Source organism: Bordetella genomosp. 2 (genome assembly GCF_002261345.1).
GTDB lineage: Bacteria > Pseudomonadota > Gammaproteobacteria > Burkholderiales > Burkholderiaceae_B > Bordetella_A.
This window is the reverse complement of record NZ_NEVT01000006.1, coordinates 245,335-271,007: the sequence shown is the minus strand read 5'-3', so window position 1 is coordinate 271,007 and position 25,673 is coordinate 245,335. Positions and strand designations below refer to the sequence as shown.

The following is a 25,673-nucleotide window of genomic DNA, read 5'->3' as shown; positions in this document are numbered from 1 at the left end:
GCAAGCCTGCCGCCCACCTGCCGGCGCGGATGAAGGAACAATGTTTCATGCGCCTACTCCACGACCACGGCCCGGAACATGCCGGCTTCCATGTGATAAAGCAGGTGGCAGTGGTAGGCCCAGTTGCCGCGCGTATCGGCGCTGACGCGATAGCTGATGCGCTGCGCCGGGTTGAGGCTGACGGTGTGCTTGCGCACCTGGAACGCGCCGTCGGGAGATTCCAGGTCGCTCCATAGCCCGTGCAGGTGGATAGGATGGGTCATCATGGTGTCGTTGACCAGTACGAAGCGCACCCGTTCACCGTAGCGCAGCACGATGGGCTTGGCATCGGCGAACTTCACCCCATTGAACGACCACAGGTAGCGGTCCATGTTGCCGGTCAGGTGCAGCTCGATCTCGCGGGTGGGCGGCCGCTCGTCGGCCGGGACCGCGGCCGAGCGCAGGTCCGCGTAGGTCAGCACGCGGCGGCCGTTGCCGCGCAGCCCTACGCCCGGATCGTCCAGCCGGGTCGACACCACATCGGGCAGCATCGAGTTCGCCACGCCGCGCTCGGCCGGGTACGGATGCCGCGCTTCGACCATGCCGCCGCCGGCCGCGCCGCCATGCCCGCCACCATGCCCGCCGTGTGCGCCGTGGCCCATGCCTGCCATGTCGTGGCGCATGCCCATGTCCGCCATGCCCAGCACCTGGACGCGGTCCAGCGGCGGCACCTCGCCCTGCATGCCGGCCCGCGGCGCCAGCGTGCCCCGCGCATAGCCGGAGCGATCCATGGCCTGCGCGAAAATCGTATAGGCGCGCGCCTGGTCCGGCTCGACGATCACATCGTAGGTCTCGGCTACCGCAATGCGGAACTCGTCCACCTCCACCGGCCGCACCGGCAGCCCATCGGCCGCCACCACGGTCAGCTTCAGGCCGGGAATGCGCACGTCGAAGTAGGTCATGGCCGAGCCGTTGATGAAGCGCAGCCGGATCTGCTCGCCGGGCCGGAACAGCCCGGCCCAGTTGCCCGCCGGCGAGCGGCCGTTGGTCAGGTAGGTATAGGTGGCGCCCGATACGTCGGCCAGGTCGGTCGGGTCCATGCGCATGCGCTGCCACATCAGCCGCTCGTCCAAGGCCTGCCGCCAGCCGGCCTGCCCGGCCCGGGCCGCCAGGTCGCCCAGCGTGGGGCGATTGCGGTTGTAGTAGTCCGGCATCACGATCAGCTTGCGGAACACCTCGGCCGGGTCTTCATCCGTCCAATCCGACAGCAGCACGACGTAGTCGCGGTCCGCCGGCGGCGGCGCGGGCGCCCGCGGCTCGATCACGATGGCGCCGTACAGGCCGGTCTGCTCTTGCAGGCCCGAATGGCTGTGGTACCAGTACGTGCCGCTCTGGCGCACCGGGAACCGGTACGTGAAGGTCTCGCCCGGCCGGATCCCCGCGAAGCTCAAGCCCGGCACCCCGTCCATGCCGCTCGGCAGCAGGATGCCGTGCCAGTGAATCGAGGTGTCTTCGCGCAGGCGGTTGGTGACCCGCAAGGTGACGTCATCGCCCTCGCGCCAGCGCAGCACCGGCGCGGGCAGCTGGCCATTGACCGTGGTCGCGCGGCGCGCCCGCCCCGTGTAGTTCACCGGCGACTCGCCGATTTCCAGGTCGAACTGTGTGCCGGACAACACTGCCGGCGCGGCCGCGGCCCAGGCGCCGCCATGGCGCAGCCCGGCCCCGGCCAGCAGGCCGCCGGCGGCCAGGCCCTGGACGAAACGGCGCCGCGGCGCCGAGGCGGGCTTCCGGCCCGCGGTATCGAACAATGCAGTCATGCGGACACTCTAGCCGCGCATGACCGACGCCAAGCTGTCGGCCAGATTACGTTTCTGTAATCTGCCGCGTGCCGATGCTGAAGCCGACTTCGGTCCCGTCCGTGTCGGAAGCGGCGAACGCGCGGCCATCGTGCATGCGCGCAACCGCCCGCACGATGGCCAGCCCCAGGCCGTGTCCCGCGGAGCGCCCGCCGCGTGCGCCATCGCCGCGGTAAAAGCGGTCGAAGATGCGCGGCAGGGCCGACGGCGCGATGACCGGGCCGGTGTTGCGCACGCTGATCCGCATGCCGGCGCCCTCGGCCGCGTAGGCGACGCGGATGACGCTGCCGCGCGGCGCGGCCTTGATCGCGTTGGATACCAGGTTGGCGATCGCCCGGCGCAGCAGCCGCGGATTGGCCAGCGCCGCACCGTCGCCCTGCCCCTCGATGCGCAGCGCCAGGCCGGCCGCCTCCAGCGCCGCCTCGTAATAATCGGCGACCCGCGCGATTTCCCCGCGCATGTCGACCGGCTGCAGGTCCTGGGCCAATTCGCCGCTGTCGGCGCGCGCCAGGAACAGCATGTCATTGACCAGGGCGCGCAGGCTTTCCAGCTCTTCCAGGTTGGAGGCCAGCACCTCGCGCAGCTCGGCGGCGCTGCGCTCGCTGCCCAGGGCGATCTCCGTGCCGCTGATCAGGGTCGCGAGCGGCGTGCGCAGTTCGTGCGCCACGTCGGCGTTGAAGCCTTCCAGTTGCTGGTAGGCGGCCTGCAGCCGGTCCAGCAGCTGGTTGAAGGTGCGGACGAACTCGTGCAGCTCGGCATCGCCGTCCGGCTGCGGCAGGCGCACCGCGAGGTTGCCGGGACCGATGCGTGCCGCCTGCGCCGACAGACGCCGCAGCGGCGCCACCGAGCGCCGCACCGCCCATGCGCCCAGGGCCACGGTCACCCCCACCCACAGCGCGCAAACCAGCAGCAGCGCAGTCGCGTAGGTGTACAGGAATTGCCCGCCGGGCCGCGTGCTGATGGCCACGGTCAGCGCGGCGCGGTCGAACGGCCCCGCCTCCAGGGCCACCCGCAGGCCGCGCATGCGCTGGCCGTCGCCGGTCTCGAGCAGGACTTCGTCGCCCGGGCCGGCCCGCAGCACACGCGGCGCCGGTCCTCCGTAATGGGGCCGGCCGTCGGCGCCGATGATCCAGGCGCGCAATTGGCCGTGGCCGGCCAGGATATTGTCCAGCGTGGTGGCCAGGTGCCCGGACGGCTCCGGCCCGGCCTGCATGCCGATCAGGTGTTCGATGAGTTCCAGCTTGCCGGCCACCTCGGTAATCTGCTGGCGCTGCACCTCGCGCTGCAAGGCCCAGAACAGCGTGCAGCCGGCCACGCTGGACACGGCCAGGGCGATGGCGCCCAGCAGCAAAGTGAGCCGCCGCTCGATGGACGCGGGGCGACGCATCATGGCTCGCGTCGCTCCAGCACATAGCCCATGCCGCGCACCGTGTGCAGCAGCCGGCGGTCGAACGGATCGTCCAGCTTGGCGCGCAGGCGCCGCACCGCGACTTCGATGACATTCGTATCGCCGTCGAAGTTCATGTCCCAGACCTGCTCAGCGAGCAGCGTACGCGACAGCACCTGTCCCTGGCGGCGCAGCAGCAAGGCCAGCAGCGTGAATTCCTTGGCGGTCAGGTCGAGCCGCACCCCGGCCCGGCTGGCCTTGCGACGCACCAGGTCCAGCTCCAGGTCGTCCAGCGCCAGCACGGCCGGCTCCTGGCCGCGCCCGCGCCGCAGCAGCGCATGCACCCGCGCCAGCAGCTCGGAGAACGCGAATGGCTTGACCAGGTAGTCGTCGGCGCCGCCCTCCAGGCCGCGCACGCGGTCCTCGACCCGGTCGCGCGCGGTCAGCATCAGCACCGGCGTGCTCTTGCCGCGGCGCAGGCGCGCCAGCACTTCGAAGCCATCCAGGCCCGGCAGCATCACGTCCAGCACCACCACGTCGTAGTCGAACTCCAACGCCGCATGGCAGCCTTCGACGCCGTCGCGCGCCACGTCGACCACGAAGCTCTGTTCGGCCAGGCCCTTCTGCAGATAGTCCGCGAGCTTGCGCTCGTCCTCGATGACCAGTATTCGCATGGTTCGCCTTCATACATTTGCCGTGAATGTAATCCGGCGCCGCGATTTTTGCAGTGCTCCTAGCTCGCGACGGCCACCGCATCCAGCGCCAGTACGCCCTGTCCGCGCGGCAGCGCCAGCAACGGATTGATCTCGATCGACTCGATGCGGTCCGGCGCCGCGTGCGCCAGCGCGGCGAACGCCACCAGGGCGTCGGCCAGGGCCTCCACGTCGCAGGGCGGCGCACCCCGCGCGCCGCACAGCAGCGGGTATGTTCGCAGCCCGGCGATCATGGCGCGGGCCTGGGCATGCCCGAACGGCGCCAGGCGGAAACTGATGTCGCGCAGGATCTCCACATACACGCCGCCCAGGCCGAACATGATGACTGGCCCGAACACCGGGTCGCGGTGCATGCCCAGGATGCACTCCACCCCGGCCGGCGCCATCGGGGCGACCAGCACCCCGTCGATGCGCGCCTGGGGAGCCTGCTGCCCGACCGCCGCCATGATGCCGGCATGCGCGCCGCGCACCTGGCCGGCCCCTTGCAGGGCCAGCCGGACGCCTCCCACGTCCGATTTGTGCAGGATGTCGCGCGACACGATCTTGAGCGCCACCGGGCCGCCCACGGCATCGGCCTGGGCCACCGCCTCGTCCGCGCTGGCGACGAGACGCGCGTCCACCGTCGGGATCCCAGCCTGGCGGACCAGCGCCAGCGCCTCGATTTCGTTGAGCGGGCCGGAGCCGGCGGGCAGTTCCGCGGCCGCTGCCTGCCGCTCAGGCATGACGACGGGCTCGGCCGCGTCTTCCATGACCGCCACGGCGCCCAAGGTCCGGATGGCGGCGCTAGGGTCGGTGAAGACGGGGCATCCCAGCGCCTCCAGCGCCTGCCGCCGCACCTGCGGGAAGATCGCGCACAGTGACAGCGGCACTGCGGGATGACGCTCGCGCAGTTCCCGCGCGAACGACTCGAACGTCGGCCATAGCGAATCCAGCGAGCCCGCCGCCGCCAGGAACACCGCCAGGGCGTCATAGGTGCCTCCGGCGAGCATCCCGTCGGCCGTCTCCAGCAACAGGCCGGGCTCGGCCACTGCCTGGCCGGTCACATCCACCGGGTTGCGCGCGCTGGCGAAAGGCACGCGCGCCAACAGCCGGTCACGGACGGACTGCGCTGGCTCGGGCAACATCAGCCCGGCGTCCTGCGCGTCATCGGCCATCAGCGCGCCCACCCCGCCGGAAATCGTGATGATGCCCAGCCGGCGGCCGGCCGGCCGCTGCGGCCAGGCGCTCAGCGCGTAGCCCAGGTTGAAGAACTCGTCGATCGTGTGCGCGCGCGCCACGCCGTATTGGCGGAACAGTGCGTCGTAGACCGCGTCGTCGCCGGCCAGGGCGGCCGTGTGCGAGGCTGCCGCCTGGGCGCCGGCGGCGGTGCGGCCGATCTTCGCCACCACCACGGCCTTGCCGGCCTGGCTGGCCGCCGCCAGGGCGTGGCGCAGCTTCGCGCCGTCACGGCAGCCTTCCATGTACACCATGATGACGCGAGTATGGGGATCGTCGACCAGCCATGTGATGCAGTCCGACACGTCGAGATCCGCTTCATTGCCGGTACTGATCCAGTATGACAGCCCCAGCCCGCGTTCCCGCGCCATGCTGTAGGCATAGGCCCCGAACGCGCCGCTCTGCGAAACCATGCCGATGTCGCCGGCGGCGACGGTGCCGTTCATGGGCGCCGGCGAGAAGGTCGCGTAAACCTGCTCGCGCACGTTCATGAAGCCCAGGCAGTTGGGCCCCAGCAAGCGGATGCCGCGCTCGCGCGCGACGGCCTCCAGGCGCGCCTGGCGGGCCCTGCCCGCCTCGCCGGTCTCGGCATAGCCGGAGGTGAACACCACTGCCCCCGCCACCTGGCCCGGGCGCGCCCGGGCCAGCGCGTCGGCGGCGTGCTCCGCGGGCACGGCCAGAATAGCCAAGTCCACCGGCTCGGCCAGAGCGGCCAGGTCCGGACATGCGGGCAAGTCCAGAATGGTCCCGCCGCGCGGGTTCACCGGCACGATGCGCCCCGCATAGCCGTGGCGGCGCAGCAGCGTCAGCGGCATCGCGCCGATCTTGTTGGGCGCGGCGGACGCGCCGACGACGGCAATGCTGCGAGGATGAAATAGACGGGAAAGCTCTGCGCGCGAGGTCATGGCTGGTGGCGGAATCGGTTTCAGGAAAAATCGACGACAGTGCGGCCGCGGCTGGCTCGCCGCAGCATGGCGTCGAGCGACTGCGGCAACGCGGCGGGCTCGATGACATGCGCGATCGCGTCGAGGCGGGCGGGCCGGTAGCGGGTGGCGATCTTGCCCCAGACCTGCCGGCGCAGGGGCATGGGACTATTGGCGTTGATGCCCAGCAGCTTGACGCCGCGCAGGATGAACGGCAGCACAGTGGTCGGCAGTTGCATGCCGCCCGCATTCCCGAAGGCCGCGGCAATGCCCTCGGGCTTGAGCGCGCTCAGGGCGCGCGCCAGCACCTCGCCTCCCACGGAGTCGACCACGCCGGCCCAGCGCGCGCTGTCGAGCGGCTTGGCCCCGGACGCCGGCGCGGGCGCCGGCGCGAGCACTTCGGCGGCGCCCAGACCCCGCAAGTACTCGACGGCATCGGGCTTGCCCGACATGGCGCATACGCGATAACCGCACTGGCTGAACATGTCGACCGCGATGCTGCCCACCCCGCCGGTCGCGCCGGTTACCAGCACCTCGCCTTGCGCCGGCGCCAGGCCGCTGTGTTCCATCCAGTGCAACGCCAGGCCGGCGGTATAGCCGGCGGCGCCCAGGACGCAGGCGTCGCGCAGGCCCAGGCCCGGCGGCAATGGCATGACCCAGTCGGCCGGCACGCGGGCATATTCGGCGTAGCCGCCGTCGCAATCGACCCCGATGCCGAAGCCGTGCACGATGACTTCCTGCCCCGTCGCCACGGCGTCGCTGCCCGAGGCGACCACCCGCCCGGTCAGGTCGATGCCGCCGATGCGCGGATAGGCGCGGATGATGCGCCCCTCTCCCGCCGCGGCCAGGGCGTCTTTGTAATTGAGGCCGGCATACGCCACCCGTATGACGACCTCGCCCGGCGAGAGATCATCGATGCCCAGGGTCTCGAAGCGGCCGGCCGGACGCGTGCCGGAGGCCGGCGCATGCAACCGGTAGGCGAGAAACGGCGGGATGCTCATGATTTTCCTGTGGAGAGAAGCGGCGACGCCGGGCGCAGGATGCGCCGCGCCAGGGTCGCCCGGTGCAGTTCGTTGGCGCCGTCATAGATGCGGAACGGCCGTAATTCGCGCCAGATCATCGACACCGGTGTCTCGTCGGAAACGCCCAGCGCGCCCATCATCTGCACGGCCCGGTCGGCGACGCGATTGACGGCCTCGGACACGAAGACCTTGGTCATCGACGACAAGTGCTTGACCGAGCGGCCGGCGTCCAGCGCCGCCGCGCAATCGGCTGTCATGAGCCGGCTGGCATGCAGGTCGATGTGCGAATCGGCGACCATGGCCTGCACCTGCTGCAGGTCGGCCAGCCGGGCGCCGAAGGATTCCCGCTGCTGCACGTAGCCCTGCGCCAGCTCCAGCGCCCGGGCGGCGCGGCCGATATAGCGCATGCAGTGCGACAGCCGCGCCGGCTCCAGCCGCAGTTGGGCATACTCGAAGCCCCTGCCCGGCTCGCCCAGCAGAGCCTCGTCGCCTACCTCGCAGTCCTGCAGCAGGATCTCGGCATGGCCGCCCACCTGGTATCCGGTCGCCATGCCGATATCGCGAACCACGCGATAGCCCGGCGCATCGGCGTTGACGATGAACAGGCTCGCGCCGGCATCGGTGCGCGCCAGCACCAGGGCAAAGGCCGCGCCCACGCCGCCGCTGATGAACATCTTGCGGCCGTTGAGCACCCAGCGGCCGCCCCGCCGCTCGGCCCGGGTAGCCAGCATGGCGGGATCAGAACCCGCGCCCGGCGACGGCTCGGTCATGGCGAAACAGGCGCGGGCTTCGCCGCGCGCCAACGGCCCCAGGTAGCGCGCCTGCTGCGCCGCGCTGCCAATGGCCAGCAAGGTCAGCATGTTGGGCTGGTCCGGCGGCGCGCAGTTCATGGCCGCCGGCGCCAGGAACCCGCGCCCCGCCTCTTCCAGAACCGCGACGCACTGTCGCCAGTCCAGTCCCAGGCCGCCCCAGCGCGGCGGCAACTGCGGCGCGTAGATGCCGTCATCGCGCGCCCGCTTGCGCAACTGCGCGATAGCCGCATCCAGGGCCGCCACATCGTGCGCCAACGCCGGCGATTCGAGCGGAATGGCCGCTTCCTCGACGAAGCGGCGCACGCGCGCCCGCAACTGGTCGATATCGCCGGCGTAGCCCCGCTCTGTCGTGGTTTTCATCCCGTTCATTGCGTCACCCGCACTCCCGCCTGCTCGACGGCTGCGCGCCATTTGCGCGTCTCTTCCACAATGTGCCGGCCGAACTCGCCGGGGGCGCCGCCCATGGGCTGCATGCCCTGCTGCACGAAGTACTCGCGGACCTCGGGGTCGGCCAGTACCGCGTCGATGTGCCGGTTCAAGGTCTCGACGATGTCCGCGGGCGTGCCAGCCGGCGCCATGACGCCCCACCAGGACGACGCCTCCAGCGGGTATCCCCACTCGGCGAGCGTCGGCACTTCGGGCAGCAGCGGATTGCGCCGCGCGGCGGCGATGGCCAGCGGGACGACGCGGCCCGCCTCGATCTGCGCGCGCACCGGCGGCAGGTTGTCGAAGCTGAGCGGCACCTGGCCGCCGGCCAGCGCCGCAACGGCCTCGGCGCTACCCTTGTACGGAATGTGCCGCAATGGCATCCCGAACTGGTGCGCGAACATCTCGGCGGCCAGATGCGGGATGCTGCCGACTCCGGCGGTGGCGTAAGCCAGGCCCGTGCCCTGGCCCGCGGCCCGCCGCAGGCTGGCCAGGTCGACAATGCCGGCGCCGGCCAGTGCCAGCACATACACCGGCACATCGGTCGCCCAGGCCACTGGCGTCAAGTCCCGGGCGACGTCGTAGGGCAGGTTCCGGTACAGCACGGCATTGGTCGCCAGATTGGCGGTGCCCATCAACAAGGTATAGCCGTCGGGCCTGGCGCGCGCCACATAGGCCGTGCCGATCTGGGTGGCGCCGCCGGGCTTGTTCTCGACCAGGACGGGCTGCCCGAGGCGCGGCGCAAGCTTCTTGGCCAGCATGCGCGCCGCCGTGTCGGTGCCGCCGCCGGCGGCATAAGGGACGATGAGCCGTATCGGCTGCTCCGGATACGCGGCGGCGGCGCTGCCGGCCGCCGCCAGCAACAGCCCCGCGCAGGCCAAGGCCCAGGGTTTGAATCGCGAGAGTCTCATGCGTGCCCCTTACTAGATCCGGGTCCCGGTGGATTGCACCAGCTCGCGCCACCAGGCGGTTTCCGACGCGATCTGCTGGGCGAACTGCTGCGGCGTGCTGCCCAGCGGCTCCGCGCCCATGGCCTGCAGTCGCTCGCGCAGCTTCGGGTCGGCCAGCGCCTGGGAAATCGCGGCGCTCAGGCGCTCGACCACCGCGTCCGGTGTCCCGGCCGGCGCCATCAAGCCCTTCCACGCCATGACCACGAAATCCGGCACGCCGGCTTCCTGGAACGTCGGGATATCCGGCGCGGCGGCGGCCCGCGTATCGCTGGGCACCGCCAGCGCGCGCAGCCGTCCGGCCTGGACGTGCGGCAACAGCGCCGGCATGTTGTCGATCATGACGGCGATATGGCCGGCGATCAGGTCCGTCACGGCCGGGCCGGTGCCCTTGTAGGGCACATGTTCCATCTGGATGCCGGTCTTCTGCTTGAGCAATTCGCCGGCCAATTGCGCCGGCGAGCCGTTGCCGGGCGAGCCGAACGACAGTTTGCCGGGGTTGGAGCGGGCATAATCGAGAAACTCGCCCAGCGTCGCAGCGGGCACCGACTGCCCGACCGCCATCAGGTTGTGTTCGCGGGTGATGCAGCTGATCGGCGCCAGGTCCCTGGCCGGGTCGAACGGCATGTCCCGGTACAGGCTCGGATTGATCACGGTCGGGCCCGCGGCTGCGAGCAGCAGCGTGTAGCCGTCCGGTTCGGCCCGCGCCACGATGTCGCCGCCGATATTGCCCCCCGGCGCCCGGTTTGTTCTCGACGATCACGGGCTGGCCCAGGATGGGCGGCAAGGCGTCCGCCAGGAGCCGCCCCAGAATGTCGGTCGAGCCGCCCGGCGCAAACGGCACGATCAAACGGATGGGACGCTCCGGATAGGCCGCGGCGGCCAGGCCGGGCCATGCCGCCGACAGCGCCACGGCGGTGCCGGCAACCCATTTTGCCAATCTTTTCATGCTTGTCTCCTGGTGGAGGGCCGTCTTGTATGTCGTGGATGCGGCCCCTGGATGCCGCTCAGCGGGCCGGCGAGTATCCGGCGCGCGTCAGCGTCTGCCGGGCAATCGTCAATTGGTGGATCTGGCTGGTGCCTTCGTAGAGGCGGAACAGCCTGACATCGCGATAGAAGCGTTCCACCGCGTAGTCGGCGACATAGCCATATCCGCCGTGCATCTGGACGCAGCGGTCGGCCACGCGGCCGCACATTTCGGATGCGAAGTACTTGCACATCGACGCCGCGAGCGTGACATCCTTTCCCTCGTCGCGCTCGCGCGCCGTTTGCAGCACCAATGCGCGCGCGGCGTGGATCTCGGTCTGGCAATCGGCGATCATGGCCTGGATCAACTGGAAATCCATCAGCGGCCGGCCGAACTGGCGACGCTCGGCCACAAATGCCATCGCGTCGTCCAGCATGCGTATGGCGGGCCCCACGCACAGCGCCGCCAGGTGGACGCGCTGCTTGTTCAAGACTTTCATGGCGGTCTTGAAGCCCATGCCTTCCTGGCCGCCGATCAGATTCCCGGCCGGCACCCGGCAATCGCTGAAATGCACCGAGGATACGGGCGAGCCGGCCTGGCCCATCTTGTCGTACGCCGGCCCGGTGGCCAGGCCGGGCGTGCCGCGCTCGACGAGGAACGCCGATATCCCGGCGGCGCCGGCTTGCGACGCGTCCGTACGCGCCATCACCGTGAACAGGCCGGCCAGCGGCGCATTGGTGATGAAGCATTTTTCGCCATTCAGCACATAGGCATCGCCGTCGCGGCGGGCCGTGGTCTGCAGCGCGGTGGCGTCCGATCCGGCCTGCGGCTCGGTCAGGGCGAACGAGCCGGTGATTTCGCCCGAGGCCAGGCGCGGCAGATAGCGCGCCTTCTGCTGCGCGGTTCCGTCGGCAACCAGCGCCTCTGAACCGATACCGGTGTTGGTGCCGACGCGGGCGCGGAACGCCACCGAGCACTGCGACAGCTCCAGCGCCGCCAGCACCAGCTCCTCGGTGGTCAGCCCCAGGCCGCCGTACTCGGCCGGAATCGAATAGCCGAACATGTGCTGGCCGGCCATCTCGCGCACCAGGTCGTCCGGCACGGCGTCGGCGCGCGCCACTTCGGCTTCGCGCGGCACCAGGCGCTCGCGCACGAAGCACCGCAACGAGTCGAGAAATGCGGAAAAGCTGTCGGGATCTCTGATCATTCTGCCTGGTCCTGTGGCGGCAAGCGCCGGTGGCGTCGATGCCTGGCAGACTATCAAAACGCGTGCAGATCCGAGACGGTTGTTTTGATATCTTGAACACAACGACGCGCGCGGCGGCTATCATTCCAGGCAGGAGAACTCCCGGGCCAGCCTGGCAATGACACCCCCCACCGCTTCCGGGCGCCACCCGGACCCCGCTTTCGCCACTACCCTGGCCCATGGCCTGTCGGTGCTGCAAACCTTCCGCCACGGCGAACCAGCGCTCAGCAACAAAGAGCTGGCCGAACGCACCGGGCTGTCCAAGGCCACCATATCGCGCCTGACCTATACGCTGCTGCAGCGCGGCCTGTTGCTCTATGACGGCAGACTGCGGCGCTACCGGCTGGGGCCGGCGGTGCTGTCGTTGAGCTATCCCCTGCTGGCCAGCATGAAAATCCGCCAGCTGGCGCGGCCCCTCATGAAGCGCCTGGCCGACCAGGCGGGCGGCTCCGCATCCTTGGGCATGCGCGACGGCCTGCACATGGTCTACCTGGAAACCTGCCGCGGGCACGATGCGATCGCTTTCCGGCCGGATATCGGCGCCTTGTTGCCGCTGCTCGCCTCGGCGATGGGGCGCGCCTGGCTGGCCCAGTGCGACAGCGCCACCGCGACGCCTATCCTGCAAGCCTTGCGCAGCCGCGATCCGGCAGGCTGGAAGCGCTATGCGCCGGCCTGGGAACGCGCCCGCGGCGACTATGCGCGGCATGGCTATTGCCTGTCCGCGGGCGACTGGCATTCGGACGTGCATGCCGTCGCGGTGCCGTTGCGCCGCCCGATAGACGGCCATGTTCTGGTGTTCAATTGCGGCTTGCCGGCTTCGCGCCTCAAAGCCGGCGAGCTGGAAGGCCGCATTGCCCCACGGCTGGCGCAACTGGTGGCGCGGGTCGAAGTCCTGCTCGAACGGGCGGAGCGCGGCGCATGAGTTCCTCCAGTGAGCGCGACACCCAGTTCGCCAGCACCCTGGCGCATGGCATCGACATCCTGGCCTGTTTCAAGGCCGACAAGCCAGAGCTGGCCAACAAGGACTTCGCGCACCAGACCGGGCTATCGCGCAGCGCCGTCGCCCGCCTGACGCACACACTGGTCGAATTGGGTTTCTTGCAGCGCGATCCCGCTACCGCGCGCTACCGGCTGGGCGCCTCGGTGCTGGCCATGAGCCATCCGCTGCTCGCCAGCATGCAGATCCGCCAGGTCGCCCGACCCCTGATGAAGCAGCTGGCGGACCATGCGCGCGGCGCCGTATCCCTGGTGGTGCGGGACCGGCTGCAAATGGTCTATGTGGAAACGGCGCGCTCGAACGAGCGTCTGCAAACGCGCCCCGACATCGGCGCCGCGCTGCCGATGCTGGCCAGCGCGGCCGGCATGGCCTGGCTGAGCCGCGTACCGGACGCCGAGCGCGTCGCGGTGCTGAACCAGTTGCGCGTCGCCAATCCGGGCGAATTCGAACGGCACGTTTCCGCCCTGGCGGGCGCGCAGCGCGACCTGGAGCGCAAGGGATACTGCGGCAACAACCTGCAGTGGCGCCCCGATGCCTATGGCTTCGCGGTGCCGCTGTACCGCCAGCACGAATCTTTGCTGTACGTCTTCAATTGCGGCGTGCCGTCGTGCGACGGCCCGTACAAGGCCCGGGCCGCCGATCTTGGTCCGCGGCTGGTGACGCTGGCGCGCGAGGTCGAGCGGCTGCTCGGCATGCGCTAGCGCCAGCGCGACCGCCCTACGCCGATTGCGGCCGGGCGTCGGGGTCCTCCGCCACCCGGTCGAGCTCATTGCCCAGCACATCCTCGGACGCCGTGCCCTGCTCGCGCGACAGCCGGCGGCGCGTATGGCCGGCCGCGCGGGCATCGCGCCCCTCGTCGGGACGCTCCGGCTGCATGAACACATTGGCCGGCGGCGCGTAGCCGCTCTTGTCCTGGCCGAAATAGACCACGGTGTGCGGATACGGCAGCTCGATGCCGGCGGCGTTGAAGTGCTTCTTGACCAGGCGGTTGTAGCCGCGCTGCACGGCCCATTGCATGCCGGGCGTGGTCTTGATCAGCACGCGGATGGTGACGCCTTTCTCGTTCAGCGCGGTGACGCCCGGGATGCTGATATCTTCCAGCACCTCGGGGGCCAGCAACTCGTCCTGCATGAGCTCGTCGAAGGCGTTGCGCAGGTGCTGCACGGCGTCGTCCACGCTCTCGCGGTGGGCGATGGTGTACTCGCCCAGGTGGTACGAGAAGTCGCGCATGTGGTTGGACACCACGTCCACCGAAGAGAACGGAATCAGGTGATAGCCCCCGTCGAGCGTGCGGATGCCCACCGAGCGGATGGTGATCTTTTCCACCGTGCCGAAGATGCCGGCGACCTGCACCACATCGTTCTGGTTCATGCCGTTCTCGAGCTGGATGAAGACGCCGGTGATGATGTCCTGCACCAGCTTCTGCGAACCGAAGCCGATGGCCAGGCCGACCACCCCCGCGCCGGCGATCAGCGGCGCGATGTCGACCCCGATCTGCGACAGCACCACCAGCACCGTCATGGTCACGATGACGATCAGGGCCGCGTTGCGGAACAGCGACAGCAGCGTGCGTTCGCGGGCGGTCGGCATGGCCCCGCCCTCGCTCAGGCTCAGGCGGTGCTCGATGATGCTGGCGATGATCGTCCAGGCCACCGCCGCGATCAGCAGCACGATGGCGACATTGACCACCACGCGCACGGCCGCCGCGCCGGCATCCGATACGATCCAGGTCGAGAGGTCGAACACGCGCCAGGCGTCGAGCACGAACAAGGCCACGACAATGCGGATCAGGATGCCCAGGCCGCGCAGCGCAGCCGGCACATAGGCGTTGACGCGCGCTTCCAGCATGGGCAGCTTGCGGCGCAGGTCCTCGGGCAGCGCGATGCGCCGCGCCAATGCGCCGGCCAGCAGCATGATCAGCAGCGCGCCGGCCGCCAGCGCCGCCAGCGACTGCAGCGTGGCCTGCACCATGAACGGCAGGGCGCGCTCCGGGTCGACCTGGCTGACCACCAGCAATACCGTGAAGTAGCCGATCGCCAGCACGTGCCAGGTGCGCGCCAGGACCCGGAAGCGAGTGCCGAAATAGCCTGCCGAGGCGCGTTCGGCGCGCTGTTCCAGGCGCTCGCGCAGTATCTGCCGGTTGCGCCATACGACGCGCACCGCGTAGCCATAGGCCGCCAGCATGATGACCAAGCCCGCCAGTTCGCCGATCGACGGCGTCAGCAGCGACTTGGCCAGCGGCTCGACCAGCATCAGCCCATAGCCGAACGCGGCCGCCATGCGCCCGAGGCGGTCGTTCCAGTAGCGGGCCACGTCGTCGGCCATGGTGAACAGGCGCAGCCTGGGATAACGCGTGGCGAATACGCCGCGGATCAGCGCCTTGGCGATCTCGACCGCCACATAGGCATTGATGAACAAGGACTGGGCGGTGCTGACCGTGCCGCGCGTGCCGGTGCCGTACAGCGCGACCACATAGCCGGCCATGCCCGCCAGCAGCACAATGGCCAGGTCGATGGCCAGCGCGCCCAGCATGGCGCCCGCGCGGCGCCCGGCCAGCGCCAGACCGCCCGCGCGATGGGAGCCGCGCGGCGCGGCGGCCGGCTGCGCCGTCCAGGCGTCGATGCGCGCGTAGGCGCGCGCCGCAATCGCGCGCAACAACAGGAACACCGCGATGGTGGCGGCGGCCACGACGGCCAGCCCCAGCAGCGTGGCGGCCAGCTGGTCGCGACGTTCCGGCGACATGCCTTCGCCGCGCGCCAGCGCGCTCAGGTCGTCGACTGCGCGCTCGGCGTGCGCGGCCATGCCGGCCAGGAACAGTTGCGCGCCATGCGCGATGCGGGCGGGCAGCGACGGGGCTTCGGCCGGCGCCTGTGTGGATCCCGTCGTGCGGCCGGACGCGGGCGCTTCGGCACGCAACCGCTCGATGATCTGGTCGCGCGCCGCCGGGTCGGCGAGCAGATCGGCCAGGCGATCCGGCGTCAGCTCGGTGGCCGGACCGGCGGGCGCGGCGGTCCCGGCTGTCGCGGCATGCGCGACCGGGACCGCGCACAAGGCGAACAGCAGCGCCATCCAGCACGCCAGCATCGCCCAGGGCACGGCCAGCCGCGCACGCGGCAGCGCCGAATCCAAATACATACCCAAAGACCTGGCTGAACTTGCTGGCACGGCCACGTGGCGACCTCCTTGGCGAGAGACGTGCGGCCACTCGTGCGCGGGCCGCCGCAACGCGGCGCCCGTTAAGGCGCCGACGCCATGATATAGGCCGCCCCGGCGCCGCGCCAAACCCGGCGGCGGCGCCGGCCACCTACTTGCCGGGGGCCGGCAGCGCCGCGGCCGCGACGTCGGGCCGCGGATCGTCGACGAAGCCGTCGCGATTGGGCATGCGGATGCCGCGCAGCGCGGCGGCGTCCAGGGTGGCGTCTTCCGGCAGCAGCCCGTTCAGGTGAAGCACATAGGCCGTGGCGGAATAGACCTCGTCGTTGCTGAGCGACTGCGGCGCGTGCAGCGGCATGGCGCGCCGGATGTAGTCGTATAGCGTGGTCGCGTAGGGCCAGTAGCTGCCGACCGTGCGCACCGGCTTGGCGCTGCCCAGCGTGCCGGCGCCGCCGGCCAGGCGGTCGCCCTGCCCGCCCTCGCCCTTGGCGCCATGGCAGGCCGCGCATTGCGCCGCATACAGCGTGCGGCCCGCCGCCACGCTGCCCTGCCCGGCGGGCAGGCTGCGGCCGTCCGGGGCGATGTCGATGTTCCAGGGGGCCAGGCGCGCCTCGCTCAAGGGCGTGCCGATGCCGTAGCGGCCGGGCGCCGGCGCCTGCTGGGCCGCCGCGGCGGCCGCCCAGGCACAGGACAATGCCGCCACGACCCGGCCGGCCAGCGCGAAGCGCCCCGCGGGCGCCTCAGGTTGCCTTGATGCGCGCATTGGTGATCTCTCCGGTTGCCGCCACGCGCCAGGGCGTGATCGCGTTGTTGTGATAAACGCCGTTGACGCCGCGCACCGCGACCAGGGCTTCCAGCGTGGGCTGCACATAGCCGGTCTCGTCGGTGGCGCGACTCTGGATCACGGTGGCCTGGCCCTGCCAGTTCCAGGGAAAGCGGAAACGGGTGATCGCGCGCGACAGCACCGGTTCCTGCAGCGCGGCATCGTGCCATGTGGCGCCATCGTCGACCGACACTTCCACGCGGGCGATCTTGCCGCGCCCGCTCCAGGCGATGCCGCGGATCTCGTGAAAGCCCTGCTGCGCCAGGCGCTGCCCGCCCGACGGCGCGGTGATGATCGACTTGGCTTCCATGTAGAACGTGAAACGGCGCGCGCTGCCGTCCGGCATCAGGTCGGTGTACTTGGAGGTTTCCTCGCGCGAATACACGGGCGCATCGGTCACGTGCAGGCGCCGCAGCCACTTGATGCTCATGTTGCCCTCGTAGCCGGGCAGCAGCAGGCGCAGCGGATAGCCTTGCTCGGGCCGCAGGCGTTCGCCATTCTGGCCATACACCAGCAACGCGTCGTCCAGGCACTTCTCGAGCGGAATGCTGCGCGTCATGGCCGCCGCGTCGGCGCCTTCGGCCGCCACCCACTTGGCCTGGGACTGCACGCCCGCCTCTGCCAGCACCGTGCGCAACGGCACCCCGGTCCATTCCGCACAGCTGACCAGGCCATTGGCTTCGGCGGCGGTCTTGCCGTAGACGTTGTAGCCGGGGTTGCCCGAGCATTCCAGGAAATAGATGTGCGACTCGGACGGAAAGCGCCGCAGATCGTCGACGGTGAACAACAGCGGCGAGTCGACCAGCCCGTGCACGGCCAGCCGGTGCTCGGCCGGGTCGATCGCCGGCACGCCGCCATGGTGGCGCTCGTAGAACAGCCCGTTGGGCGTGATGATGCCGTCGAGCTCCTGCAGCGGCGAGCGCGTCGACGACGAGATGTATTGCTTGTCGTTGGGACGCAGGTGGCGCACCACGTGCTTCTCGAAGGCCGATGGCTGGCCGTAGGGCTGCCCCCCGGTGGGCGCGCCGGGCGCGCGGGTCCAGGGCGGAACGGCCAGCGGCGCGTCGGCGTCCGCCGCCGCGGCGCGCGCCGCGCCGATGCCGGTGGCGGCCAGCAGGCCGCCGGCTGCCGCGCCGCGCCGCAGGAAATCGCGGCGGGGGTTCGGCTGCGCCGGGGATTCGTCGGCGCCGGACTCCGGCGGAGGATCGAAGCGTGCTTGCATGTGCAATACCTCGGGCATGGAAAGCCAATGAAGCCACCGCGCGACCCCGGCCAGCCGGATCGGCGTCCAGGCTTCCATTGAACGCCACCGCGGCACATCGTGCAAGCAGGCCGCCCGGCTACAGTTTCGCCACCGAGACTTCGGTCGCCTTCACGAACGCCAGCACCTCGGTGCCGACCTGCAGGTCCAGCTCCTTGACCGAGCGCGTGGTGATGACCGAGGTCACCGTGCCGGCCGGCGTGTCCACGTCGACCTCCGACAATACCGGCCCCAGGATGATCTCCTTGATGCGGCCGCGGAACTGGTTGCGCGCGTTGATGGATTGAATGCCCATGGCGATGCTCCTTTCAGTGGTGTGCAGTGCTAGACAGCCAGTCTCAGATGGCCGATGGAAATGACGGGCGCCGGCGCCGGTGCGGGTGTGCCGCGGTCCAGCACCGCGTCCAGCACGCGCGCCTCCAGCGCGGCGAAGGCGGCGCTGCCGCGCCGGCGCGGCCGGGCCAGCGCGACGGGCTGGTCCAGCACGATGCGGCCGGCGTCGATCACGAGGACGCGGTCGGCCAGCGCCACCGCCTCCTCGACGTCATGGGTCACCAGCACCGCCGTGAAACCGTCGCGCCGCCACAGGTCCTCGATCAGTTGCTGCATCTCCAGGCGCGTAAGCGCATCCAGCGCGCCCAGCGGCTCGTCCAGCAGCAGCAGGCCGGGCCGGTGCACCAGCGCGCGGGCCAGCGCCACGCGCTGCTTCTGCCCGCCCGACAGCGCCGCCGGCCATTCCCCCGCGCGCTCGCCCAGGCCTACCTGCCGCAGCACGGCCGCGGCCGCGCCGCGGGCGCTGGCCGGCATGCCGATGGCGGCGTTGTCCAGCACCGAGCGCCAGGGCAGCAAGCGGGCATCCTGGAACATGATGCGCACCCGCTCGTCGGCGTTCACCCGGGCCTGCCCGTCCAGGCGGATCGCGGCGGCGGGATCGCCGGCCCCGGCGGGGCCGGCGCTGGGCGGCTCCAGGCCGGCCAGCAGGCGCAGCAGCGTGCTCTTGCCGCAACCGCTGCGCCCCACGACCGCGACGAACTCGCCGGGCGCAATGTCCAGCGCCAGTCCGTCCAGCACCGGGCGCGCCCCGTAGCGCTTGTACAGGCCGCGCAGGCCGATGCCCACGCCCGCGCGCGCCGGCGCCGGCAACGGCGCCGGCGGATCCGGCGGATCGCGCCGCGCGGCGTCCAGGTATTGCAGGACTTCGAATTCATTCAGGTTGACGAACATGCCGGCTCTCCGTTGGCGCGCCTTCAGGCCGCGCGGTACACAGGGTTCCAGCGCAACAGGCGCCGCTCCAGCCCGCGCGCGCACAGGTCGGCCAGCTTGCCCAGCAGCGCATACAGCAGGATGCCCAGCAGCACCACGTCGGTCTGCAGGAATTCGCGCGCGTTCATGGTCATGTAGCCAATGCCCGACTGCGCCGAGATCGTCTCGGTAACGATCAGGATCACCCACACCAGGCCCAGCGCGAAGCGCAGCCCCACCAGGATCGAGGGCAGCGCGCCGGGCAGGATCACGTCGCGATACAGGCGCCAGCCGCTCAGCCCGTACGAGCGCCCCATCTCGATCAATGCCGGGTCCACCGAACGGATGCCGTGGAACGTATTCAGGTACATGGGAAAAAACACGCCCAGCGCCAGCAGCGACAGCTTGGCGGCTTCCTCGATGCCGAACCACAGGATCACCAGCGGGATCAGCGCCAGCACCGGGATGTTGCGGACCATCTGCAGGCTGGTGTCCAGCAGCGTCTCGGCCAGCCGCGAGGCGCCGTTGAGCAGCCCCAGCGCCAGGCCGAGCCCGCCGCCCAGCAGCAACCCCCACAAGGCGCGCAGCGCGCTGATGCGCAGGTGTTCCCACAACTCGCCGGACACCGCGAGTTCCCAACCGGCGCGCGCCACGGCCGATGGCGCGGGCAGGAAGCGCGAGGACAGCCAGCCGACCTGCGCCGACCATTGCCACAACGCCAGCACCGCCAAGGGCACCAGCCAGGGCCAGGCGCGCCGCCGCCAGTCGCCGCCAGCCATGCGGCGCGCCATCAGCCCGCCGCCCTGGCGGGCGCCAGGCCGGTCGCCATGACCTCGCCGAACGGGCCGCTCAGCAGCCCCGCCGCGGCTTGCGCGCGCGCCCTGCCGGGCAGCAGCGGAAACACCAGTTCGGCGAACCGATACGATTCCTCGAGGTGCGGGTAGCCGGACAGGATGAAGGTGTCGATCCCCAGGTCCGCGTACTCGCGCAGGCGCTGCGCCACGATCTGCGGGCTGCCGACCAGCGCCGTGCCGGCCCCGCCGCGCACCAGGCCGACGCCGGCCCACAGACTGGGCGCGATCTCCAGGTGAGCCCGGCCGCCCCGCGCATCGCCGAGGCGGCCGCCGTGCAGGGCGGCCATGCGCCGCTGCCCTTCCGAGTCCATGCGGCTGAACGCGGCCTGCGCCGCGGCCACCGTATCGTCGTCCAGATGCCGGATCAGGTCGTCGGCGGCCGCCCAGGCCTGCTGCTCGGTTTCGCGCACGATCACATGCAGGCGGATGCCGAACCTCAGCGTGCGGCCATGGCGCGCCGCGCGGGCGCGCATGTCCGCCAGCTTGGCGGCGACGGCCCCGGGCGGCTCGCCCCAGGTCAAATAGACATCGACCTGCCCGGCGGCCAGCTCGTGGGCGGCCTCGGAAGAGCCGCCGAAATACAGCGGCGGATAGGGCCGCTGCACCGGCGGGTAGATGACTTTGCCGCCCTTGGACACCAGCCGGCGGCCCTCGAGGCTGAACGCCTCGCCGCGGTGGCTGGCCTGCAGGATGCCGCGCCAGATCTGCAGGAACTCCGCCGTGATGGCGTAGCGTTCGTCGTGGCCGACGAACAGGCCGTCGCCCTCCAGCTCGGCCGGGTCTCCGCCGGTGACCACATTGATGAGCAACCGGCCTTCGGACATGCGGTCGAAGCTTGCCGCCATGCGCGCGGCGAACTGCGGCGAACTGACGCCCGGGCGGATGGCGACCAGGAACTTGAGTCGCCGGGTCGCGCCGATCAGGCTCGACGCCACGACCCATGCGTCTTCGCAGGAACGCCCCGTGGGCAGCAGCACGCCGTCATAGCCCAGGGTGTCGGCCGCGACAGCCACCTGGCGGAAGTAATCATGGCTGCCGGCGCGGGCTCCATGGGTAGTGCCCAGGTAGCGCGAATCGCCGTGCGTCGGAATGAACCAGAAGACATTCATGCGGAATTCCGGATGGGATGAAGGTGGATGGGCGTTAGCGGAGGCCCGCCGGCGCGGCCTGCGACACGTCCAGCTTGCGGGGAATGAGCTTGAGCGCGTGGAAGGCGTCGGCGATATCCTGTTGATGCGCCAGCACCTCGCGCGTGACCGGCTGCACCCCGTACGCCAGGCGCCGCGCGGCGAGCTCCACGATCGGCCGTTCGAGCCCCAGCACCGGCTGCAGCAGGTCGACGGCCTGCGCGGGGTTTTCACGCGCCCATAGGTCGCCCTTGCGGATTTCCTCCAGCACGGTCCGGATCACTTGCGGGTGTCGGTCCGCATAGGCGCGCGAGGCAAGAAAGAACTGATAGTTGTTGACCACGCCCTTGCCGTCGGCCAGCACGCGGGCGCCCAGCTGCAGTTCGGCGGCCGCCTGGAACGGATCCCAGATGACCCAGGCGTCGACTGCGCCGCGCTCGAACGCCGCGCGCGCATCGGCCGGCGTCAAATAGGCCACGTTCACATCCCGGTAAGCCACGCCGGCCTGCTCCAGCAGCTTGACCAGCAGATAATGCACGTTGGAGCCCTTGTTCAAGGCGACTTTCCTGCCCTTCAGGTCGGCCACCGACCGGACCGGCGAATCCTTCGGCACCAGGATCGCTTCGCTGTCGGGCGCCGGCGGCTCGTTGCCCACGTACACCAGCGGCGCGCCGGCGGCCTGGGCGAAGATCGGAGGCGCTTCGCCCACCGTGCCGAAATCGATGGACCCCACGTTCAGGCCTTCCAGCAATTGCGGGCCGGCCGGGAACTCGGTCCACTTGACCGCGATGCCCTGCGCGGCGAGCGCCTTGTCGAGCGTCCCGAGCGCCTTCAGGATGGTCAGCGTGCCGTACTTCTGGAAGCCGATGCGCAAGGTCGCGGCGTCCTGGGCGAACGCCGGTGCGACAGCCAGCCCGGCCAGCAATAGCGCGACGGCGCGGCGCAGGAAACGAACAGATGAAGCAGTCATTGGAGCAAGCCTCCAGGGTCAGATGCTGAATCGGGCCTTCAAGGCCAGATAGCCCAGGTCGTAGCCCTGGGCCGGCGGCCCGCTCGCCAGCTGGCTGCACAGATGGTCGACGGCGGTGTCCAGCCGCAACCGCACATCGCCGTCGATAGCCACCTCCTCGCCCTGCAGGGCCACCTGCCGGTCGGTGGCGTATACGCCAGCCAGGATGTGGTGCGCGCCGAGCGCCGACAGCACGGGTTTCAGGCCGTATTCCACCGCCAGCAGATGGGCGCTGGTGCCCCCGGTGGCGATCGGCAGCACGACCTTGTCGGCCAGCGCCTTCTCGTCGAGCAGGTCGAGAATGGCTTTCAGGCCGCCCGCGAACGAAGCCTTGTAGACCGGCGTGGCGATCAGCAGCGCCTGCGCCGCGGCGACGCGCCGGCGCAGCGCAGCGGCGGCGGCTCCGTCGTGGCGTCCTTCGATCAGGTCTTCGGCCGGCAGGTCATGCAGGCCCAGTTCGCCGCTGGCCAGCCCGCGCGCGGCCAGGCGCCGCGCCGCGTAGCGCAGCAAAGCCGAGGAGCGCGACTGCCGCGAAGGACTGCCCGCCAGCATCAGGATGGTCATGATCGGAATCGCCCGTGCAGTGAACAACGGACCGATTCTGTCATCGGCGCGCGGCGCCTGAAAAATACTTAGTCGATATGTGGTTATGCGCCGCAAAAAAAACCGGCACGGCGCCGCGCAATGCCCGAAGGCGTTGTACGGCGCCGTGCCGGCGTGCGGCACGACGATGGCGCGCGAGCTCAGCCTTCCTGGCGGCTCACCTGCGGCGCCGGGGCGGCGGCCTTCTTGCGCGCGGCGAACAGCCGGCCCAGGCCCACCACCAGCAGCGCGCCCACCACTTCCGCGGCGATCTTCATCGCGCCCGACACTTCGCCGAAGTGCTCGACGATCACCACGTCGGTCACCAGCATGCCGCCCGCGATCCAGCCCAGCAGCGCCGCGCCGAACGTCACCACCAGCGGATAGCGATCGATCAGCTTGAGCACCAGCGTGCTGCCCCAGATGATGATGGGCACGCTGACCACCAGGCCGAAGATCACCAGGCCGATCTGGTGCGACGGGTCGGCGGTCTGCGCCGCGCCGGCGATCGCGATGACGTTGTCCAGGCTCATGACGAAGTCGGCCACGATGATGGTCTTGACGGCCGCCCAGATCGACGAGGCGCCCTGGATGTTGCCATGGGCGTCTTCTTCCGGGATCAGCAGCTTGATGCCGACCCACAGCAGCAACAGCGCGCCGACGATCTTCAGGTACGGAATCGCCAGCAAGGTCAGCGCGAAGCCGATCAGCACCACGCGCAGGCCGATGGCGCCGGCGGTGCCCCACAGGATGCCCTGCATGCGTTGCTTGGGCGGCAGATTGCGGCAGGCCAGCGCGATGACCACGGCGTTGTCGCCGCCCAGCAGAATGTCGATGAGAATGATCTGAAAAACGGCGGCCCAACTAAGGGTCTGCAAAAACTCGAGCATGCAATCTCCGTGGTGGCAAATAAGACGAAACCCGTGTTTTAGCATTTCTTACAGCAAGCTGAACATCCCTGTAACCTATTTCTTTCCCCGGCCGCGCCCCGGGCGGGCATGAAATCTGCGTCGCGCACCCGTTCACGACAATCGTGACAAGAATTTTTCCTTTTTAAAACAGGGAGTTGCGCATGAAAAATCGGGGACTGAAGAGAGTCTGGGAAGTCGCCCGGGTATGGGCCGTCGCCGCATTGCTGCTGGCCCTGCTGGCCTGGTTCATGCGTTGGCTGAACGGCTGATCCGGTCAGGCACGCGGCGTGCGTAGCGCCAGTCGTCTGATTCTTGCAAGGCCGTCCATGCTCCGCTCGTCCGATGCCGTTGCCCGCCCCGATCTGGTCGTCGCCTATCCGCGCCGGCTTGGCGCATCCGCCCATGAAACCGCCAGCCACCAGGAACTGGCCAGGCGGCTGGCGGGACTGCTGGGCTGCGCCTGCGACGTCGATTACGAGCCGCCCGCCCACCCGGCCGGCGCGGCGCGCCGACTTTACTACGTACCGGCCATGACGCTGGGCGCCGCGGCCGCGACCCGCCTGGGGATCGCCGGCGAGGCCGACCTGTACGGCGGCGTGGTTCCTTACGATTTCGTATCCACCAAGGCCATTACCCATCCCACGCCGCCCAACGCCCGGACCGCGCCGCCAGCCGGCTGGTCCGCCCGGCTGCAAGCGCGCCTGCAGGGCGCGGTGCTGGCCGGCTACACGGTGTTTTCTCCCGAGGATGCCCAGTTGGCCGGCCACCTGCTGCTGCGCGCCGGCCCCGTGCGCATCAAGCCGGTCGAGGCCACGGCGGGCCGCGGCCAGCGCACCGTGCGGGACGCCACCGAACTGCAGGAAGCGATCCGGGCCCAGAATGCCGACGACATCGCGCGCTGCGGGCTGGTGCTGGAGGAACATCTCGATGCAGTCACCACCTACAGCGTCGGCACCGTGCGGCTGCCGGTCATGGCCGCGAGCTACGTGGGCACCCAGCACCTGACCCGCGACAACGCCGGCAAGCCAGTCTACGGCGGCTCCGACATCCTGTTCGTGCGGGGCGGCCTGGACAACCTCGCGGCCCAGCACTGGCCTGCCCCCCTGCAGCGCGCCATCGGGCTGGCGCGCCGCTACGATGGCGCCGTCGCCGACTGCTACGCAGGCTTTTTCGCCTCGCGCCGCAACTATGACGTGGCCGAAGGCCGGGGTCCGCAAGGCGATTGCCGGTGCGGCGTGCTGGAACAGTCTTGGCGGGCCGGCGGCGCCAGCATGGCCGAAATCTGCGCGCTGGAAGCGCTGCGCGACGACCCGTCGTTGCCCCGGGTGCGCGCGCGCACCACCGAGAGCTACGGCGCCGGCCAGGCCCATCCCGCGGGCGCCGGCATCGTGTTCGACGACGAGGACCCGACGGTCGGCCGCATCGCCAAATCGGCAGGAGTGGTGGGACATGGCGACACACAGTGAGTCCGTCTCGATCCCGGTGGAAGGCCAGCGGCTGTCGGGCACATTCCTGGCTCCCGAGGCGAAGATCCCCGGCGTGCTGTTCGTGCATGGCTGGGGCGGCAGCCAAGCCTTCGACCTGGTGCGCGCCCGCAGCATCGCCGGGCTGGGCTGCGTGTGCCTGACTTTCGACCTGCGCGGCCACGCCGCCACCGAGGCGCAGCGCTCGCGCGTGTCGCGCGCCGACAATCTGCGCGATGTCGTGTCGGCATACGACTGCCTGCTGCGGCATCCGGCCATCGACGCCAGCGAGGTGGCGGTGGTCGGCAGCAGCTACGGCGGCTACCTGGCCGCCATCCTCTCGACCTTGCGGCCAGTGAAGTGGCTGGCGCTGCACGTGCCGGCACTGTATCGCGACGAGGAATGGGACCGTCCCAAGGGTTCGCTGAGCCGCGAAAGCCTGCAGGCCTACCGCCTGACGCGGGTGGGGCCTGACGAGAACCGCGCCCTGGCCGCTTGCGAAGCTTTTACAGGAGATGTGCTGATCGTGGAATCCGAACATGATGCCTTCATTCCCCACTCCACCATCATGAACTACCGCTCGGCGTTCCGGCAGGCGCACTCGATGACGCACCGGATCGTCGACGGCGCGGACCACGCCCTGACGGATAAATCGGCGCAACGCTCGTATACGTCCATCCTGCTGAACTGGGCCACGGAAATGATCGTCGGCGCCCGCACCGGCGGCGACCAGGCCGCGCGCTAACGGAGCATCCGCC

Annotated in this window: 22 protein-coding genes and 1 pseudogene; 4 read left to right on the top strand and 19 right to left on the bottom strand. The window is 70.2% G+C overall.

The genetic code is table 11. The features are described from left to right. Nucleotides 1-53: 53 nt before the first annotated feature. The 9 genes and pseudogenes from CAL24_RS11385 to CAL24_RS11345 all read right to left on the bottom strand — a co-directional run bounded on the left by CAL24_RS11385 (nt 54) and on the right by CAL24_RS11345 (nt 11,454). Nucleotides 54-1,796, bottom strand: a complete 1,743-nt coding sequence (locus CAL24_RS11385; protein WP_094806764.1) for a copper resistance system multicopper oxidase — start codon at nt 1,794-1,796, stop codon at nt 54-56. A 46-nt stretch (nt 1,797-1,842) separates the two neighbouring features. Next, a complete protein-coding gene (locus CAL24_RS11380; protein ID WP_094806763.1) occupies nt 1,843-3,225 on the bottom strand; it encodes a heavy metal sensor histidine kinase in 1,383 nt (460 codons plus the stop codon). Beyond that, on the bottom strand, nt 3,222-3,896 hold the full coding sequence (locus CAL24_RS11375; RefSeq protein WP_094806762.1) for a heavy metal response regulator transcription factor: 675 nt from the start codon (nt 3,894-3,896) through the stop codon (nt 3,222-3,224). The genes CAL24_RS11380 and CAL24_RS11375 overlap by 4 nt, the downstream gene beginning before the upstream one ends. 59 nt (nt 3,897-3,955) lie before the next feature. Continuing rightward, entirely contained in the window at nt 3,956-6,055 is a 2,100-nt protein-coding gene (locus CAL24_RS11370) for an acetate--CoA ligase family protein (protein ID WP_094806761.1), read from the bottom strand. A 20-nt stretch (nt 6,056-6,075) separates the two neighbouring features. Continuing rightward, nucleotides 6,076-7,074, bottom strand: a complete 999-nt coding sequence (locus tag CAL24_RS11365) for a YhdH/YhfP family quinone oxidoreductase (protein WP_028356110.1) — start codon at nt 7,072-7,074, stop codon at nt 6,076-6,078. Further along, on the bottom strand, nt 7,071-8,267 hold the full coding sequence (locus tag CAL24_RS11360; RefSeq protein WP_094806760.1) for an acyl-CoA dehydrogenase family protein: 1,197 nt from the start codon (nt 8,265-8,267) through the stop codon (nt 7,071-7,073). Before CAL24_RS11360 ends, CAL24_RS11365 begins: the two co-directional genes overlap by 4 nt. Before the next feature lie 5 nt (nt 8,268-8,272). After that, nucleotides 8,273-9,244 (bottom strand): tripartite tricarboxylate transporter substrate binding protein, encoded by a 972-nt coding sequence (locus CAL24_RS11355; RefSeq protein ID WP_094806759.1) that lies wholly within the window; start codon nt 9,242-9,244, stop codon nt 8,273-8,275. 12 nt (nt 9,245-9,256) lie between these two features. Further along, nucleotides 9,257-10,229: pseudogene (locus CAL24_RS11350) on the bottom strand (Bug family tripartite tricarboxylate transporter substrate binding protein). Between the two features lie 58 nt (nt 10,230-10,287). Continuing rightward, a complete protein-coding gene (locus CAL24_RS11345) occupies nt 10,288-11,454 on the bottom strand; it encodes an acyl-CoA dehydrogenase family protein (protein WP_094806758.1) in 1,167 nt (388 codons plus the stop codon). 157 nt (nt 11,455-11,611) lie between these two features. Between CAL24_RS11345 and CAL24_RS11340 the strand changes: the two genes are divergently transcribed. Both CAL24_RS11340 and CAL24_RS11335 read left to right on the top strand, forming a co-directional pair. Continuing rightward, entirely contained in the window at nt 11,612-12,415 is an 804-nt protein-coding gene (locus CAL24_RS11340) for an IclR family transcriptional regulator (protein WP_094806757.1), read from the top strand. Beyond that, the gene (locus tag CAL24_RS11335; RefSeq protein ID WP_094806756.1) at nt 12,412-13,191 is read left to right on the top strand and encodes an IclR family transcriptional regulator; all 780 of its coding nucleotides are present in this window, start codon (nt 12,412-12,414) and stop codon (nt 13,189-13,191) included. Before CAL24_RS11340 ends, CAL24_RS11335 begins: the two co-directional genes overlap by 4 nt. 16 nt (nt 13,192-13,207) lie before the next feature. Here CAL24_RS11335 and CAL24_RS11330 read toward each other — a convergent pair whose 3' ends face one another. The 10 genes from CAL24_RS11330 to CAL24_RS11285 form a co-directional block, all read right to left on the bottom strand. Continuing rightward, nucleotides 13,208-15,625: a mechanosensitive ion channel domain-containing protein gene (locus tag CAL24_RS11330; protein WP_094806755.1), complete on the bottom strand. Its 2,418-nt coding sequence runs from the start codon at nt 15,623-15,625 to the stop codon at nt 13,208-13,210. Between the two features lie 169 nt (nt 15,626-15,794). Next, complete coding sequence (locus CAL24_RS11325) at nt 15,795-16,406, bottom strand: c-type cytochrome (protein WP_094806754.1); 612 nt, start codon at nt 16,404-16,406, stop codon at nt 15,795-15,797. Beyond that, complete coding sequence (gene soxC / locus CAL24_RS11320) at nt 16,384-17,688, bottom strand: sulfite dehydrogenase (RefSeq protein ID WP_094807249.1); 1,305 nt, start codon at nt 17,686-17,688, stop codon at nt 16,384-16,386. Before soxC ends, CAL24_RS11325 begins: the two co-directional genes overlap by 23 nt. Before the next feature lie 118 nt (nt 17,689-17,806). Then, a complete protein-coding gene (locus tag CAL24_RS11315; protein WP_028356119.1) occupies nt 17,807-18,022 on the bottom strand; it encodes a TOBE domain-containing protein in 216 nt (71 codons plus the stop codon). Between the two features lie 29 nt (nt 18,023-18,051). Beyond that, nucleotides 18,052-18,951 carry an ATP-binding cassette domain-containing protein gene (locus CAL24_RS11310; protein WP_094806753.1) on the bottom strand — a complete coding sequence of 300 codons (900 nt, stop codon included), beginning with the start codon at nt 18,949-18,951 and terminating at the stop codon, nt 18,052-18,054. A gap of 23 nt (nt 18,952-18,974) precedes the next feature. Beyond that, nucleotides 18,975-19,760 carry an aliphatic sulfonate ABC transporter permease SsuC gene (gene ssuC / locus CAL24_RS11305; protein ID WP_094806752.1) on the bottom strand — a complete coding sequence of 262 codons (786 nt, stop codon included), beginning with the start codon at nt 19,758-19,760 and terminating at the stop codon, nt 18,975-18,977. After that, on the bottom strand, nt 19,760-20,932 hold the full coding sequence (gene ssuD / locus CAL24_RS11300; RefSeq protein ID WP_094806751.1) for an FMNH2-dependent alkanesulfonate monooxygenase: 1,173 nt from the start codon (nt 20,930-20,932) through the stop codon (nt 19,760-19,762). Before ssuD ends, ssuC begins: the two co-directional genes overlap by 1 nt. Nucleotides 20,933-20,966: 34 nt before the next feature. Continuing rightward, nucleotides 20,967-21,920 carry a sulfonate ABC transporter substrate-binding protein gene (locus CAL24_RS11295; protein ID WP_094806750.1) on the bottom strand — a complete coding sequence of 318 codons (954 nt, stop codon included), beginning with the start codon at nt 21,918-21,920 and terminating at the stop codon, nt 20,967-20,969. Between the two features lie 18 nt (nt 21,921-21,938). Then, the gene (ssuE, locus tag CAL24_RS11290; protein ID WP_094806749.1) at nt 21,939-22,523 is read right to left on the bottom strand and encodes an NADPH-dependent FMN reductase; all 585 of its coding nucleotides are present in this window, start codon (nt 22,521-22,523) and stop codon (nt 21,939-21,941) included. A 179-nt stretch (nt 22,524-22,702) separates the two neighbouring features. Beyond that, nucleotides 22,703-23,431, bottom strand: a complete 729-nt coding sequence (locus CAL24_RS11285) for a TerC family protein (RefSeq protein ID WP_094806748.1) — start codon at nt 23,429-23,431, stop codon at nt 22,703-22,705. A 347-nt stretch (nt 23,432-23,778) separates the two neighbouring features. Here CAL24_RS11285 and CAL24_RS11280 point away from each other — a divergent pair, with 347 nt between their 5' ends. Both CAL24_RS11280 and CAL24_RS11275 read left to right on the top strand, forming a co-directional pair. Continuing rightward, nucleotides 23,779-24,918: a DUF3182 family protein gene (locus tag CAL24_RS11280; RefSeq protein WP_094806747.1), complete on the top strand. Its 1,140-nt coding sequence runs from the start codon at nt 23,779-23,781 to the stop codon at nt 24,916-24,918. Then, nucleotides 24,902-25,660 (top strand): alpha/beta hydrolase family protein, encoded by a 759-nt coding sequence (locus tag CAL24_RS11275; protein ID WP_028356127.1) that lies wholly within the window; start codon nt 24,902-24,904, stop codon nt 25,658-25,660. Before CAL24_RS11280 ends, CAL24_RS11275 begins: the two co-directional genes overlap by 17 nt. Nucleotides 25,661-25,673: the final 13 nt, after the last annotated feature.

What these genes read in the sequence shown, in the direction of transcription:
- CAL24_RS11345 (WP_094806758.1), bottom strand. Translation starts at nt 11,454, where the DNA reads ATGATCAGAGATCCCGACAGCTTTTCCGCATTTCTCGACTCGTTGCGG.
- CAL24_RS11315 (WP_028356119.1), bottom strand. Translation starts at nt 18,022, where the DNA reads ATGGGCATTCAATCCATCAACGCGCGCAACCAGTTCCGCGGCCGCATC.
- CAL24_RS11385 (WP_094806764.1), bottom strand. Translation starts at nt 1,796, where the DNA reads ATGACTGCATTGTTCGATACCGCGGGCCGGAAGCCCGCCTCGGCGCCG.
- CAL24_RS11360 (WP_094806760.1), bottom strand. Translation starts at nt 8,267, where the DNA reads ATGAAAACCACGACAGAGCGGGGCTACGCCGGCGATATCGACCAGTTG.
- CAL24_RS11295 (WP_094806750.1), bottom strand. Translation starts at nt 21,920, where the DNA reads ATGACTGCTTCATCTGTTCGTTTCCTGCGCCGCGCCGTCGCGCTATTG.
- CAL24_RS11285 (WP_094806748.1), bottom strand. Translation starts at nt 23,431, where the DNA reads ATGCTCGAGTTTTTGCAGACCCTTAGTTGGGCCGCCGTTTTTCAGATC.
- CAL24_RS11370 (WP_094806761.1), bottom strand. Translation starts at nt 6,055, where the DNA reads ATGACCTCGCGCGCAGAGCTTTCCCGTCTATTTCATCCTCGCAGCATT.
- CAL24_RS11280 (WP_094806747.1), top strand. Translation starts at nt 23,779, where the DNA reads ATGCTCCGCTCGTCCGATGCCGTTGCCCGCCCCGATCTGGTCGTCGCC.
- soxC (WP_094807249.1), bottom strand. Translation starts at nt 17,688, where the DNA reads ATGCAAGCACGCTTCGATCCTCCGCCGGAGTCCGGCGCCGACGAATCC.
- CAL24_RS11335 (WP_094806756.1), top strand. Translation starts at nt 12,412, where the DNA reads ATGAGTTCCTCCAGTGAGCGCGACACCCAGTTCGCCAGCACCCTGGCG.
- CAL24_RS11375 (WP_094806762.1), bottom strand. Translation starts at nt 3,896, where the DNA reads ATGCGAATACTGGTCATCGAGGACGAGCGCAAGCTCGCGGACTATCTG.
- CAL24_RS11330 (WP_094806755.1), bottom strand. Translation starts at nt 15,625, where the DNA reads ATGTATTTGGATTCGGCGCTGCCGCGTGCGCGGCTGGCCGTGCCCTGG.
- CAL24_RS11365 (WP_028356110.1), bottom strand. Translation starts at nt 7,074, where the DNA reads ATGAGCATCCCGCCGTTTCTCGCCTACCGGTTGCATGCGCCGGCCTCC.
- ssuE (WP_094806749.1), bottom strand. Translation starts at nt 22,523, where the DNA reads ATGACCATCCTGATGCTGGCGGGCAGTCCTTCGCGGCAGTCGCGCTCC.
- CAL24_RS11310 (WP_094806753.1), bottom strand. Translation starts at nt 18,951, where the DNA reads ATGTTCGTCAACCTGAATGAATTCGAAGTCCTGCAATACCTGGACGCC.
- CAL24_RS11340 (WP_094806757.1), top strand. Translation starts at nt 11,612, where the DNA reads ATGACACCCCCCACCGCTTCCGGGCGCCACCCGGACCCCGCTTTCGCC.
- ssuD (WP_094806751.1), bottom strand. Translation starts at nt 20,932, where the DNA reads ATGAATGTCTTCTGGTTCATTCCGACGCACGGCGATTCGCGCTACCTG.
- CAL24_RS11380 (WP_094806763.1), bottom strand. Translation starts at nt 3,225, where the DNA reads ATGATGCGTCGCCCCGCGTCCATCGAGCGGCGGCTCACTTTGCTGCTG.
- ssuC (WP_094806752.1), bottom strand. Translation starts at nt 19,760, where the DNA reads ATGGCGCGCCGCATGGCTGGCGGCGACTGGCGGCGGCGCGCCTGGCCC.
- CAL24_RS11275 (WP_028356127.1), top strand. Translation starts at nt 24,902, where the DNA reads ATGGCGACACACAGTGAGTCCGTCTCGATCCCGGTGGAAGGCCAGCGG.
- CAL24_RS11355 (WP_094806759.1), bottom strand. Translation starts at nt 9,244, where the DNA reads ATGAGACTCTCGCGATTCAAACCCTGGGCCTTGGCCTGCGCGGGGCTG.
- CAL24_RS11325 (WP_094806754.1), bottom strand. Translation starts at nt 16,406, where the DNA reads ATGCGCGCATCAAGGCAACCTGAGGCGCCCGCGGGGCGCTTCGCGCTG.